This is a genomic window from Saccharospirillum sp. ABV4_185 (genome assembly GCF_056159245.1).
In genome coordinates this window covers 3,423,081-3,435,286 of the sequence record NZ_JBSWUW010000001.1, presented here as the reverse complement: position 1 = coordinate 3,435,286, position 12,206 = coordinate 3,423,081, and the positions used below count along the sequence as shown (strand labels likewise).

The window sequence follows — 12,206 nt, the reverse complement described above, 5'->3', positions numbered from 1 at the left end:
CGTTAGGGAGCAATTTTTGACCGGGTAGGGAATCTTACCCGGTTTTTTTATGGCCGGGTTTTTCCAGGACCAGGTTCAGCGCGGCTCAATGGCGCCGGTCAGCACGGCTGGTACTTCCTGGTCACGGACCTTCAGGTAGTGCTCTAAAGTCGCGGTGATGGTGCGGAAGGCGATTTCCTGCCAGGGCAGGTCGTTGAGCTCAAACAGCGCGACCTCGCTGCTTTCCTGGGTAATGGAAAATTCAAAATCCGGCATATCGACACGGTAAAAGACGTGCACCTGATCGAACTCGGGCAGGCTGATCATCGATAACAGCACCGGGTTGTGCGCCTTAACCATCGACTCTTCCAACGTCTCACGCAGTGCGCCTTCCACCACGGTTTCGCCGTTTTCCATAAAGCCGGCAGGCAGTGTCCAGTAGCCCAGACGCGGTTCAATGGCGCGCCGACACAACAGAATACGACCATCGGGAGCGACCGGCAGGGTGCCGGTGATCAGGCGTGGGTTCTGGTAATGGATGCTGCCGCAATGGTCGCACAGATAGCGCGGGCGGTTGTCCATATCGGGAATGGCGAACCGCAGAGGTTGGCCGCAATGACTGCAAAAATTCATTGAATTGAAGCGGTGGTGGCTGGAACGACCAGCCTATCAGGACTCGTCGGCTTCGTCTTCCCAAGAACGCGGGCGCAGTGGGATAACATTGGTGGGCCGCGATGCAACCGGCTCGGAAACGACGGTCAGAGTGGAGAAGTCGTTCAGGCTGTCGCACAGGTCGGTGACGCGTTCGTGCATCATCTGCGACATGCGCATGCAGCTTTGGACCGGGTTTTTGGCTTTGCGGCGTTCCATATCGATGGTGAACTGCAAGCCTTGCAGACGCTGGCGTTGATTATCCGGAGCGCGATCAATGAAATCGCGAATCAATGAAGTACGAAGGTGTTCCAGGCCGTCTGGATCGCGATTGGCCAAGTCCATCAAGGTATCAAAGTTTGGTAGTTCTTTTTGGAGTTCCGCCATGAGCGACTTCCTCACCCACTTCCTTGGGGTTGTTCGGGCGACACCGCAGCGCCGCGATCATTTAGGAGCCTTGCGCGAGTTGTTCAGAGGCTCTTTACTTCGGCTGGAATCCTTGTGCTCCCTTTCCCAGCCGCTGATAAAGCTAGCATCGAAAAACCGATTTGGGTACCCGTATGGCAATCTCTATCAACGTTAAACGGCCAAATTGTGATTCAGAACGCTGGTCTGCTGCCGATACAACGAGGTTAAGCCCGGCGGCGAGGTCAAGCCACGGCTATCGAAATATGAGATGCTGTACCCATGAAGCCTGTCAGTCCCCATCAAAACCGTTTTATTGAGCCGCTGCGCTCACATCGCCCACGTCAGTTGACACTTACCACACCCAAAGCCGGTGTGCTGGTGCCTTTGGTTGAAACCGATGAGGTGGGCGTATTGCTGACGGTGCGCGCGGCGCATCTCAATAGTCATCCTGGCGAGGTGGCCTTTCCCGGCGGTATGTGGGAGGTCGAAGACAGCGATCTCGCTGCGACTGCCTTGCGTGAAACCCACGAAGAACTCAACTTACCGCCGTCGCGCATCGAAGTGCTGGGCCCGCTGTCGACCGGTTTGTCCAAGTCGGGGGTCCAGGTGTTTCCCTACGTTGGCTGGGTTGAGCATCTGGATGATTGCCGGCCGAGCCCGGATGAAATTGCTGACTGGTTTATTGTCCCCTGGGCCTACTTTGCCGATACCGCGCCGGAACTAATGCTGGTGCATCGTCATGGCGTCGATTTCCAGATTCCGCATTATCATTACCAGGGACGCCATATCTGGGGGTTGACCGCCATGATTCTGTTGGAACTGATTAACCTGGTCGAAGGCACCGACTGGCCGCTGCCAGCCTTTGCACCGAGCGATGACGATTTCCCGCTATGAGCTTTGCTGATCGCTTGCGCGAACTGATTGGCACCAGTTCTGTCAGCGCCTTTGCCCGCCGCGTTGATCTGGGTGAAAGTCTGATTCGCAAATACCTCAAAGGCTCGGAGCCGACCTTATCGCGGGCTAACCAGATTGCTGATATCACCGGCTGCTCGCTGGAATGGCTGGCCACTGGCCGGGGCACGCCGGATTATCCGGTCGATGCCGTCGATCTGGTGGCGATGAAAGCGGCCATTTTGATCATGCGTCAGGAAGCGGGCCTGGAAGCAGAGGAAGTGCCGGAAGACGATGGTCTGATACGCACCGTCGCGGTCTATCAATACTTGCGCGTTAACCGCCAGCGTAATGGCGAACCGGACATCCAGCTGGGTCGCGCCTTTGCGCGTTTTCTGCGCAACGAAGAAAACCTCAAGGCATTTCGCGACGAGCGGGTGCGCTGATCCAGGCCAGACTCAAAGCGCCGACCCCGCACTGCCGGGCACTGGCCTCATCCATAGCGCTTAACCAGCAGCGACTACCACGCTCATGAACTCCCTGAAGCCAGTCCCGGAAAGTGGTCTGTGCTTGCAGTGAGGCCGGATCCCCGGCGTAACTGAGGTTGAATAAAGCCTTCGACGGCGCCAGGTCGTTGCTGAGTTCCAGCAGGGCCTGAACCGGGTTGTCACTGGATAAGCGGCGTCCCGTCCGGCCTGGCTGGTATTGCATCACGCCAGCGGTGCTGCGACGCCAGCGCCGAATCCAAGAGGGTCTGTGTTCATGCCACTGAGCTGAGCCAGCAGGCAAAGCCAGATAGTGCTGAACCAGCGTCTCCGTCCGCGCCAGCTGCGCTCTTATTGCATCGGGATGCCATTGCCTTTCGAGCAAGTCGGCCGCCGTGCTGACCACAACGCCCAAGGCCGCGTAGTCATGCCGACTGCCAAACAGCCGCACATAAAAAGGTTGTTTTAGCTGGGCACTGAGACGCCGGTCTGCAAACTCGGTCTGGTGTTGTGCAACCAGCCTTTGCCAGCGCTCCACCGGTCGCTTCGAGCCCACCGCCAGCAAGGCGTCACACTGATAGAGCCAATCATTGATCAGACGATCAGCAAAGCCGTCCGCACCCGTCAAACGGTCGATCGGGAATCGGCTCAGCACGCCCTTGGGCAGATGGCAGTTGGCGTCGGTAATCAGCAATCCATGCACGGCTATCCACTCATTCTGTTTTGTCGCGGTACTCGCACAAATCTTCAATCAGGCAGGCGCCGCAACGGGGCTTGCGAGCGGTGCAGGTATAGCGACCGTGCAGAATCAGCCAGTGATGGGCGTCCATCATAAATTCCTTGGGAATCAGCCGGACCAGCCGTTGTTCGACTTCCACCACGTTCTTGCCCGGGGCAAGGCGGGTGCGATTGGCCACCCGGAAGATGTGCGTATCGACCGCCATGGTGGGTTGGCCGAAGGCGGTGTTCAGCACCACATTGGCGGTTTTACGACCGACGCCGGGCAGCGCTTCCAACGCTTCGCGCGTCTGCGGCACTTCGCCAGCGTGCAGATCGAGCAGTTGCCGGCACAGCTTATGGACGTTTTCGGCTTTGGAATTAAACAGCCCGATGGTTTTGATGTAGCCCTTCAGACCCTCGACGCCCAGGTCGTAAATCGCCTGGGGCGTGTTGGCGACCGGAAACAGTTTGGCGGTGGCTTTATTGACGCCCTTGTCGGTTGCCTGGGCTGACAGCACCACAGCGACCAACAGCTCAAAGGGGCTGCTGTATTCGAGCTCGGTTTTGGGCGAGGGGTTGGCCTCACGCAGGCGGGTGAAAATCTCGATGCGTTTGGCTTTGTTCAAGCGTTCGTCTCCAACGGTGGTCGATCAGCAAGGCTACTCGAAGAGTCAGGTTGTGTTAACTGATATGGCCGGTGACCCGAACTCTTTTGGAACCGGCCACAACCCGATCAGCCTTGGCCGCGCGACGGGCTTCAATACCCGTGTCGATGCGGTTTTTCAGCGCAATCAACAAGCCTAAGCCGACAAAGGCGCCGGGCGGCAGAACGGCAAACAGAAAGTCCGGATAGTCCGGGAAGAGGGTCAGTTCCCAGCTGGCCGCAGCTGGCCCGAAGATCAGTTCCATATGGGTCAGCAGCGTGCCCTGGCCGATGATCTCGCGCAGTGCGCCGAGCACCAGCAATACCGCCAGGAAACCAAGGCCCATCATCAAGCCATCGAGCATCGAAGGCAGCACCGGATTCTTGCGCGCAAAGGCATCGGCGCGACCGAGAATGGCACAGTTGGTGACGATCAACGGAATAAAGATACCCAGCACCTGATAGAGCTCGTAGGTGAATGCCTGCATCAGCAATTCAGCGCAGGTGACGAAGGACGCAATGATCATCACGAAGGCGGGCAGCCGAACGGTATCGGGCACGTAATTGCGAATCAGCGACACCGCGGTATTGGAGCCCACCAGAACCACCAGGGTTGCCAGTCCCAGGCCCAGCGCATTAACCACCGTGCCGGTAACGGCCAGCAGCGGGCACAGGCCGAGTAGCTGCACCAGCGCCGGGTTGTTGCTCCACAGACCGTTGCGGGTCAGTTCACGGGCATCGCTCATTCGGTGGGCTCCTGCGTTGGGTTGATGGCCAGTAACACGGAGCGGTTGCGTTCAAAGAACTGCAAACCCCGGGCGACGGCGCGCACCACGGCTCTTGGGGTGATGGTGGCGCCGGTGAGCTGATCGAGAGCGCCGCCGTCTTTTTTCACTTGCCAGTCTTCCAGCGGTGGCTGCCCCAGAGATTGACCATCAAAGCCGTGAATCCAGTCGGATTTAGTGGCCTCAACCTGATCGCCCAAGCCGGGTGTTTCGCGATGTTGCACTACGCGCACGCCCATCAGGGTGCCGTCGTGATCGACGGCCATGATTAAGCGGATGGCTTCGGTATAACCTTCCGGCGCGACTAACGGCAAAATCACCGCTACCACATCGTCGTTCTGCTGAGCTTGATACCAGAGTGTCGGCTCGGGCAGGCGCAGCAATTCGGTTTGGGTTAAACCGGCTAAATCCGTGGGGTAGGCGGTATCCAGCAATTCATTATCGTGCTGATCGGCCGGTACCAGCGCCAGCAGTGTTTGGGCTTCGAAAGCGCGTTTGTTGTCTGCGATGCGCTCGGCAGTCAGTTGCTGAGTGAGCGCGATCAGCCCTGCCGTCAACACAGCAAAAAGCCCCAGCCCAATGGCGCCCCGGCGAATGGCGCTGCTCAGGGTGATGGTGTCGGTCGGCTCAGTCATCGCGCTTGAATCCTTTGACGGCTTTGCGGTGGCCATAAACACGCGGTCGGCTGTAATGGTCGATCAAGGGCGCGGCAAAGTTCATCAGCAAGACCGCAAAAGCAACCGCATCCGGGTAGTTTCCCCAAGTACGAATCAGGTAGATCAGCACACCAATACCGGCGCCATAAATCAGCTTGCCTTTGTTGGAAGTGGCTGCGCTGACCGGATCGGTGGCGATAAAAAAAGCGCCCAGCATGGTGGCGCCACCGAGCAGATGCAGCGACAAGGGCACGCGTAGATCAGCATCGGAGCCGAACAGCAGGCTCATCATTGCCAGGGCACCGAGCAGGGCAACCGGAATATGCCAGCTGATGATGCGCTGCCAGATCAGCAAGACGCCACCGATCAGAAAGGCGAGGTTGGCGATGTCCCAGCCCTGAGCAACAAAGCTGCCGAAGATCGGCGCGCGCAGCACTTCGCTGGCGGTCTGGTTGGCGATATTGAGCTTGTAGACATCCAAAGGCGTTGCGGCTGTGGCGGCATCGATCGGTATGCCGCCGGCGAAGATCACCGACAGCGTGTCGGCGAATGACAACCACTGATCCGGGTTGGCCCAGCGGGTGGTCATATAGAGCGGCAGCGACACCAGCAGCAGAGCGTAAGCCACCATGGCAGGATTAAACGGATTGTTGCCCAGGCCACCAAACAGATGCTTGGCAAAAATCAGTGCCAACGCCGTGCCCAGCACCGTCATCCACCAGGGCGACAGCGGTGGCAGCGCCAAAGCCAGCAAAGCAGCGGTGACCAGAGCGCTGAGGTCTTTGAGGAAGAACAATACTGGTCGACCGCGGGCTTTCAGTAGAGCGGCTTCGGTAAGGATGGCGGTTACGCCAGCCACTAGCGGATTGATCAGGTAGCCCCAGCCGAAGGAGGCAATCAGCACCACCCAGCCTGGAATCAGCGCAGCGAGCACTAAGGCCATCACGCGACTGACGGAGACCGGGCCCTGAATATGGGGCGCTGTTGGCGTGCTGTTTATCATGAGACGTTACCCTGATCGCGTGCTGTTTCCAGCGCTTGCTGGGCCTGGCGGTGTTTCTCTTCCAGCTTGCTGATGGCCTTTTGCAAAGCAGGCACGGTATCCGGCGCTTCCTGCTCGGCGGCGACCAGTCGTTCGTTGGCTTTTTTGACCTTGGCGGCCGCCAGTTCCAGCGCTTTTTCCAGGTCTGCCAGCGTCGGTTGGCTGTTATCGCCAGCGCCGGTTTGGCGTTCGGCGCGCTTGGCACGGGCGCGTTCGAGCGCTGCCTGGACCGGATCCGAACTAGTTTCACCGGCTTCGGTCTGTTTGCGCGCCTGGGCTTCGGCGGCGGCTTTGGCCCGTGCTGCCCGGCGAGCTTCTTTTTCCTGCTGTTCTTTTTCCAGCCGCGCCTGGCGTGCTTCAAAGCGCGCCCGGGCGCGTTCGGACTTAATTTGCTCTTCGCGCTCCTGGCGAATTTCGCCCTTGGCGTAGCGGTAATAGTGCACCAGCGGAATGTGGCTAGGGCAGACCCAGGCGCAGGCGCCGCATTCGATGCAATCGCCAATGGAATGCAGCTCGGCGCTGTCCAGATCGCGGCTTTTGGCGGTCCAGAACAGTTGCTGCGGCAGCAGGCCGGCCGGGCACACCTGTTCGCACTGACCACAGCGAATGCAGGGGTTGTCAATCTGGCTCGGTGGCAACTCTTTTTTGCTGGGTACCAGCAGGCAGTTGGTAGTTTTGCTCAGCGGCGCGGTGATGTCAGGCAATGCAAAGCCCATCATCGGACCACCCATAATGACGCGGTCGGCTTTTTTCAGATGGACGCCGGCCTGGTTGAGCAGTGTTTCGATGGGCGTGCCGATTAAAACTTCGTAGTTGCCGGGCCGATCGGCGGCAGCGCCGGTGACGGTGGTGACCCGACGGATCAGCGGTTCATCGTCGATCACGGCGGCGCGAATGGCGGCCAGCGTACCGACGTTCTGACAGATGATGCCGAGGTCGGAAGGCAGGCCTCCGGCCGGCACTTCCTGGCCAGTAATCAACTGTATCAGTTGTTTTTCACCGCCACTGGGGTACTTGGTGGGCACTACCGTGACTCTTAATGACAGCTCGAGCGCTTGGGCCGCAGTCGTCATGGCGGCCAGGGCTTCGGGCTTGTTGTCTTCGATGCCCAGACGAATCGTGGTAGCGCCGACCAGGCTGGCGGCGATGGCAGCGCCTTCGAGAATCTCACTGGCGCGTTCGCGCATCAGCCGGTCGTCGGCGGTGATATAGGGCTCGCATTCGGCGGCGTTGATGATCAGCGTATCGATGGCGTGGTGGGTGTTGCGGTATTTGACGTCGGTCGGGAAGCCAGCGCCGCCAAGACCGGCCAGGCCGCAATCGCGCAGGCGTTGAATCAGTTCGCTGGTATCGCGTTGGCGCCAGTCCGGGTAGCCCTGGCGCTCACGCCAGGCGTCTTCACCATCGGCTTCGAGCACAATGCAGGGCGCGCTCAGCCCCGACTCGTGCGCAATGATGCGTTCTTCGATGGCGACTATGCGGCCCGAGGTCGGGGCGTGGACGGCGGCGCTGATGGCTCCATCGGCATCGGCCAGAATATCGCCTTTGCGCACGGTCATGCCGACGCTGACGCGTGGTTCGGCGGGTGCGCCCAGATGCATGCGCAGCGGCAACACCAGCACGGGCGGCAGCGGCAGTGTTTCGATGGCGGTACCGTTCGATTGCGCCTTGTTGTCGGCCGGATGCACGCCGCCGTGAAAACGATGCGGCCGGTCGGTGATGATCAGCGGAGCATTCATGCGGCCTGCTCCCGGTCCGTGGCAATCAGGTTGGCGGGTTTATCTAAATGCCAGTGGTCGAGGTCAGTACCGACTTCCACCATATCGATGCAATCGACCGGACAGGGTTCCACGCAAAGGTCACAACCAGTGCATTCGCTTTCGATCACGGTGTGCATCTGTTTGGCGGCACCGAGAATGGCGTCAACGGGGCAGGCCTGAATGCACTTGGTGCAGCCGATGCATTCGTCTTCGCGGATCACCGCCACCATCTTGGCTTTCTCGACGCCGTGTTCGGCATCCAGCGGCTCGGGTTCGACATCGAGCAGATCGGCGAGTGATTGTATGGTGGCCTCGCCGCCGGGCGGGCACTTGTTGATCTTGTCACCGCCGGCGATGGCTTCGGCATAGGGCCGGCAACCGGGGTAACCGCACTGGCCGCATTGGGTTTGCGGCAGAACGTTATCGATTTCATCGACGATGGGATTACCTTCAGGCTTGAACCTGACCGAGGCATAACCGAGCGCCGCGCCAAGAATGGCTGCCACGATCAACAGAGTAATAACCGCTGTCCACATCGTCCTAACCCACCGCAACCAGGCCGGAAAAGCCCATAAAGGCCAGCGCCATAATGCCGGCGGTGATCATGCCAATCGCCGGGCCTTGAAACGGCTGCGGTACATCGGCCACCGCCAGGCGCTCGCGTAAAGCAGCAAATAACACCAGCACCAGCGAAAAACCCACGGCAGCGCCAAAGCCATAGAGGAAGCTTTCGACCAGCGAATTCTGCCGACTGATATTAAGCAGCGCGACACCGAGGACGGCGCAGTTCGTGGTGATCAACGGCAGGAAAATACCCAGCACCCGATACAACAGCGGGCTGGTTTTGCGCACCAGCATTTCGGTGAACTGCACCATAAAGGCGATCACCAGAATAAAGCTGATGGTTTTCAAATAACTCAGGCCGAGCGGTTCCAGCAGCCAGGAATAAACGATGTAGCTGGCGACCGACGACAGCGTCAGCACAAAGGTGGTCGCCAGTGACATACCGACGGCCGTTTCCAGCTTGTTGGATACGCCCATAAAGGGGCACAGGCCCAGAAACTGAACCAGCACAAAGTTGTTCACCAGGATGGTGGCTACCAACAGCAGAATGTAGTCGGTCATGAACGGTCCTTGGCGCGGCGCTTGAAGCGGGCGTCATTATCGGGAAACAGGCGGTGCCACTCAAGGTAGCAAAGTCAGGCGTTTGATTTAGCTCAAAGCAATCAAGGCTACACCGGCGAATGCAACGACCAAACCCAGCCACGCTTTGCGTGAAGCTTTATTGCCGCGCAAGCGGTCGATGGCAAACGCCATGATAGCGCAGGTGGCGATCAGCGTTTGTACCACCCCGGCCTCAGCACGTTTAACCGCCAGTTGTTGGAACCAGATCGCTAATAAGGTACCGACAAAGGTACTCAACGCCAGAATCATCCACTGGCGCAGCGTCAAACGAGGCAGCCAGGACTGACGGCGCAGACTCAGCAAAACCGGCAGGGCGGCGATGCCCGCTAACAAACGCAACAATGCGCCCTGACTGGCGGGCATATCCACCGCCAGAAACACCTGACGCATTAACACCATGCCCAAGGCCTGGCACAGCGCCGCGCCCAGCGCAAAACTCAAACCTAATAAAGGATGACTGCGATGCGCCGGATTGCCCGGTTCGAGTACCCAGAACAGCGCCGGCAAAATGAGCGCTGCGCCGAGCCATTGCCACAGCGTCAGAAACTCACCCAGCCACAACATGCCCAGGCTGATGGTAAAGAGCGGCGCCGCGGATTCGGCGATAGTCAGAGTGGTGCGTTCACCAATGCGATTCAGCGCCGAGAACAGCAAGGTATCGCCCAGAGTGATGCCGATCAGGCCGCTCAGTAACAGTGGCAGCCATATTGTCGATGGCAGGCCGATCCACTGACCCGAGACGGCAATAAAAGCCGCCAGACCCAGGCAGGCGAGAATGCCTTTCCAGAGGTTGAGCTGCAGCGGGGTTAGGGTACCGCCCAGATGCCGAAAGCCGTAAGCGGCGGTTGTCCACGACAAGGCCGCCAACAGCGCATAGAGTTCGCCCATTCCGGCTAGCTGATTTTGGTGCCAGGAGCGGCCGCGGCTGGACCTTCCAGAACCCAAAGATCGTCACCACCACTGGCGGCCAACACCATGCCTTCGGACATGCCAAAACGCATTTTGCGCGGCTTGAGGTTGTACACCAGCACCACTGACTTGCCGACCAGATCCGCCGGTTCATAGTGGCTGCGAATGCCCGAGAACACCTGACGGGTTTCACCGTTGCCAGCATCGAGTTGCAGTTGCAGCAGTTTGTCGGCGCCGTCGACGTAGTCGGCGTTCAGTACCTTGGCAACGCGCAGGTCGACCTTGGCGAAATCGCCAAATTCGATTTCTGCCGGGCCTTCTTCGGCGGGTTTAGCATTGGCTTTTGCCGGGACTTTCTCTGCTTTGTCTGCTGGCGCTGCGGGCTTGCTTTCAGCGGCAACGTCTTCTTTACTGGCTTCGATCAGCGCATCAATTTGGTCCATCTCAATGCGCGTCAGCAACGGCTTGAATTTGTTGATGGCGTGGCCGGTCAGCACGGCATGACGGTCGGTAAAGTTCAGGCTATCGACGTTCAGGAAGGCGGCAATTTTTTCACTCATCGCCGGCAGTACCGGGCCCAGATAAATCGCCAGCAAACGGAACAGGTGAATACCCATCGAGCAGATGTCCTGGACTTCCTGATCGCGGCCGTCTTCCTTTGCCAGACTCCAGGGTGCTTTGGACTGAATGTATTCATTGGCGCGGTCGGCGAGTGTCATAATCTCGCGAATAGCGCGGCTGTATTCGCGCGCTTCAAAATGGGCAGCAATGCGTTCGCCGGCGGCCTGGAAGTCGGCGAGCATGGCCGGTTCAGCAATGTTATCCGACAGCTTGCCACCGCCTTTTTTGATAAAGCCGGCGCAGCGGCTGGCGATGTTGACGACCTTGCCGACCAGATCGGAATTCACCCGCTGGGCGAAGTCGGTCAGTGACAGATCGATGTCTTCCACACCATCACCGAGTTTGGCCGCGTAGTAATAGCGCAGGTATTCAGGGCTCAGATGTTCCAGATAGGTTTTGGCCATGATGAAGGTGCCACGTGACTTGGACATCTTCTCGCCATTAACCGTCACATAGCCGTGCGCATAAACGCCGTTCGGCTTGCGGTAGTTGGCGCTGTCGAGCATGGCCGGCCAGAACAGGGCGTGGAAATTGATAATGTCCTTGCCGATAAAGTGATACAGCTCGGCGTTGGATTCCTTCTTCCAGTAATCATCGAAATCCAGATCGTCGCGACGGTCGCAGAGGTTCTTAAAGCTGGCCATATAGCCGATGGGCGCATCCAGCCAAACATAGAAATACTTGCCCGGTGCATCGGGAATTTCGAAACCGAAATAAGGCGCATCGCGGCTGACATCCCACGGCTGCAGTTCGGCATCAACCCACTCAGCCAGCTTGTTGGCAACGCTCTCTTGCAAGGTTCCGGAGCGGGTCCAGCCGCGCAGCATGGTCTGGAATTGTGGCAGGTCGAAGAAGTAGTGCTCGGATTCTTTCTCGACCGGAGTGGCGCCGCTGTAGACCGAACGCGGGTTGATCAATTCGTTCGGTTCATAGGTTGCGCTGCACACTTCGCAGGCGTCGCCATACTGATCTTCGCTGCCGCATTTCGGACAGGTGCCTTTGACGAAACGGTCGGCCAGAAAAATTTCCTTTTCCGGATCGTACAGCTGGCGAATGGTCTTGGTGGTGATATGGCCATTGGCTTTTAAACGACCGTAGATCTGTTCGGCGAAGAAACGGTTTTCCTCGGAGTGAGTGCTGTAATAGTTGTGGTGGTCGATCAAAAAGCCGGCGAAATCGCGCATGTGTTCGCGGCGCATGGTGTCGATATGATCTTCCGGTGTCTTGCCTTCTTTTTCGGCCCGCAGCATAACGGCGGTGCCGTGGGTGTCGTCGGCGCAAACGTAGGTGCAATGGTTACCCATACTGTTTTGGAAGCGCACCCAGATATCGGTTTGGATATGTTCCAGCATATGGCCCAGGTGAATGGGGCCGTTGGCGTAGGGCAGGGCACTGGTAACCAGAATCTTGCGGGGTTCGCTCATTGCTTCGCGCTTCCTCGTGATTGGACAGCAAAAGGTTCGACGATATC

14 protein-coding genes are annotated in these 12,206 nt (G+C 58.6%); 2 read left to right on the top strand and 12 right to left on the bottom strand.

The genetic code is table 11. The features are described 5' to 3' along the window. Positions 1–75: 75 nt before the first annotated feature. Positions 76–612: an NUDIX hydrolase gene (locus ACXAE6_RS16345; protein WP_392803498.1), complete on the bottom strand. Its 537-nt coding sequence runs from the start codon at positions 610–612 to the stop codon at positions 76–78. Between the two features lie 36 nt (positions 613–648). Beyond that, the gene (locus ACXAE6_RS16340; RefSeq protein ID WP_392803500.1) at positions 649–1,017 is read right to left on the bottom strand and encodes a DUF3135 domain-containing protein; all 369 of its coding nucleotides are present in this window, start codon (positions 1,015–1,017) and stop codon (positions 649–651) included. A gap of 300 nt (positions 1,018–1,317) precedes the next feature. Here ACXAE6_RS16340 and ACXAE6_RS16335 point away from each other — a divergent pair, with 300 nt between their 5' ends. Next, positions 1,318–1,932, top strand: coding sequence for an NUDIX hydrolase (locus ACXAE6_RS16335; RefSeq protein ID WP_475151083.1), 615 nt, complete (start codon positions 1,318–1,320; stop codon positions 1,930–1,932). Further along, on the top strand, positions 1,929–2,375 hold the full coding sequence (locus ACXAE6_RS16330; protein WP_475151081.1) for a helix-turn-helix domain-containing protein: 447 nt from the start codon (positions 1,929–1,931) through the stop codon (positions 2,373–2,375). Before ACXAE6_RS16335 ends, ACXAE6_RS16330 begins: the two co-directional genes overlap by 4 nt. Here the strand turns inward: ACXAE6_RS16330 and ACXAE6_RS16325 are convergent. The 10 genes from ACXAE6_RS16325 to metG form a co-directional block, all read right to left on the bottom strand. Next, positions 2,344–3,117 (bottom strand): hypothetical protein, encoded by a 774-nt coding sequence (locus tag ACXAE6_RS16325; protein WP_475151078.1) that lies wholly within the window; start codon positions 3,115–3,117, stop codon positions 2,344–2,346. The genes ACXAE6_RS16330 and ACXAE6_RS16325 overlap by 32 nt on opposite strands. 10 nt (positions 3,118–3,127) lie before the next feature. Next, positions 3,128–3,760 (bottom strand): endonuclease III, encoded by a 633-nt coding sequence (nth, locus tag ACXAE6_RS16320; RefSeq protein ID WP_475151076.1) that lies wholly within the window; start codon positions 3,758–3,760, stop codon positions 3,128–3,130. 55 nt (positions 3,761–3,815) lie between these two features. Continuing rightward, positions 3,816–4,523 carry an electron transport complex subunit E gene (locus ACXAE6_RS16315; RefSeq protein WP_475151074.1) on the bottom strand — a complete coding sequence of 236 codons (708 nt, stop codon included), beginning with the start codon at positions 4,521–4,523 and terminating at the stop codon, positions 3,816–3,818. Next, positions 4,520–5,197, bottom strand: coding sequence for an electron transport complex subunit RsxG (gene rsxG / locus ACXAE6_RS16310; protein WP_475151071.1), 678 nt, complete (start codon positions 5,195–5,197; stop codon positions 4,520–4,522). The genes ACXAE6_RS16315 and rsxG overlap by 4 nt, the downstream gene beginning before the upstream one ends. After that, complete coding sequence (locus ACXAE6_RS16305) at positions 5,190–6,221, bottom strand: RnfABCDGE type electron transport complex subunit D (protein ID WP_475151069.1); 1,032 nt, start codon at positions 6,219–6,221, stop codon at positions 5,190–5,192. Before ACXAE6_RS16305 ends, rsxG begins: the two co-directional genes overlap by 8 nt. Then, positions 6,218–7,999 (bottom strand): electron transport complex subunit RsxC, encoded by a 1,782-nt coding sequence (rsxC, locus tag ACXAE6_RS16300; protein WP_475151066.1) that lies wholly within the window; start codon positions 7,997–7,999, stop codon positions 6,218–6,220. The genes ACXAE6_RS16305 and rsxC overlap by 4 nt, the downstream gene beginning before the upstream one ends. Further along, complete coding sequence (gene rsxB / locus ACXAE6_RS16295) at positions 7,996–8,556, bottom strand: electron transport complex subunit RsxB (protein ID WP_392803518.1); 561 nt, start codon at positions 8,554–8,556, stop codon at positions 7,996–7,998. Before rsxB ends, rsxC begins: the two co-directional genes overlap by 4 nt. Before the next feature lie 4 nt (positions 8,557–8,560). Beyond that, positions 8,561–9,145: an electron transport complex subunit RsxA gene (rsxA, locus tag ACXAE6_RS16290; protein WP_475151064.1), complete on the bottom strand. Its 585-nt coding sequence runs from the start codon at positions 9,143–9,145 to the stop codon at positions 8,561–8,563. A gap of 87 nt (positions 9,146–9,232) precedes the next feature. After that, positions 9,233–10,093, bottom strand: coding sequence for a DMT family transporter (locus ACXAE6_RS16285; protein ID WP_475151059.1), 861 nt, complete (start codon positions 10,091–10,093; stop codon positions 9,233–9,235). 5 nt (positions 10,094–10,098) lie between these two features. Next, positions 10,099–12,159 (bottom strand): methionine--tRNA ligase, encoded by a 2,061-nt coding sequence (gene metG, locus ACXAE6_RS16280; protein WP_475151053.1) that lies wholly within the window; start codon positions 12,157–12,159, stop codon positions 10,099–10,101. Positions 12,160–12,206 lie beyond the last annotated feature (47 nt).

Bases quoted from the DNA above. Each gene is read 5' to 3' on its own strand.
- ACXAE6_RS16340 (WP_392803500.1), bottom strand. From the start codon at position 1,017: ATGGCGGAACTCCAAAAAGAACTACCAAACTTTGATACCTTGATGGAC.
- ACXAE6_RS16330 (WP_475151081.1), top strand. From the start codon at position 1,929: ATGAGCTTTGCTGATCGCTTGCGCGAACTGATTGGCACCAGTTCTGTC.
- rsxA (WP_475151064.1), bottom strand. From the start codon at position 9,145: ATGACCGACTACATTCTGCTGTTGGTAGCCACCATCCTGGTGAACAAC.
- ACXAE6_RS16285 (WP_475151059.1), bottom strand. From the start codon at position 10,093: ATGGGCGAACTCTATGCGCTGTTGGCGGCCTTGTCGTGGACAACCGCC.
- ACXAE6_RS16335 (WP_475151083.1), top strand. From the start codon at position 1,318: ATGAAGCCTGTCAGTCCCCATCAAAACCGTTTTATTGAGCCGCTGCGC.
- ACXAE6_RS16305 (WP_475151069.1), bottom strand. From the start codon at position 6,221: ATGATAAACAGCACGCCAACAGCGCCCCATATTCAGGGCCCGGTCTCC.
- rsxB (WP_392803518.1), bottom strand. From the start codon at position 8,556: ATGTGGACAGCGGTTATTACTCTGTTGATCGTGGCAGCCATTCTTGGC.
- ACXAE6_RS16315 (WP_475151074.1), bottom strand. From the start codon at position 4,523: ATGAGCGATGCCCGTGAACTGACCCGCAACGGTCTGTGGAGCAACAAC.
- rsxG (WP_475151071.1), bottom strand. From the start codon at position 5,197: ATGACTGAGCCGACCGACACCATCACCCTGAGCAGCGCCATTCGCCGG.
- metG (WP_475151053.1), bottom strand. From the start codon at position 12,159: ATGAGCGAACCCCGCAAGATTCTGGTTACCAGTGCCCTGCCCTACGCC.
- ACXAE6_RS16345 (WP_392803498.1), bottom strand. From the start codon at position 612: ATGAATTTTTGCAGTCATTGCGGCCAACCTCTGCGGTTCGCCATTCCC.
- rsxC (WP_475151066.1), bottom strand. From the start codon at position 7,999: ATGAATGCTCCGCTGATCATCACCGACCGGCCGCATCGTTTTCACGGC.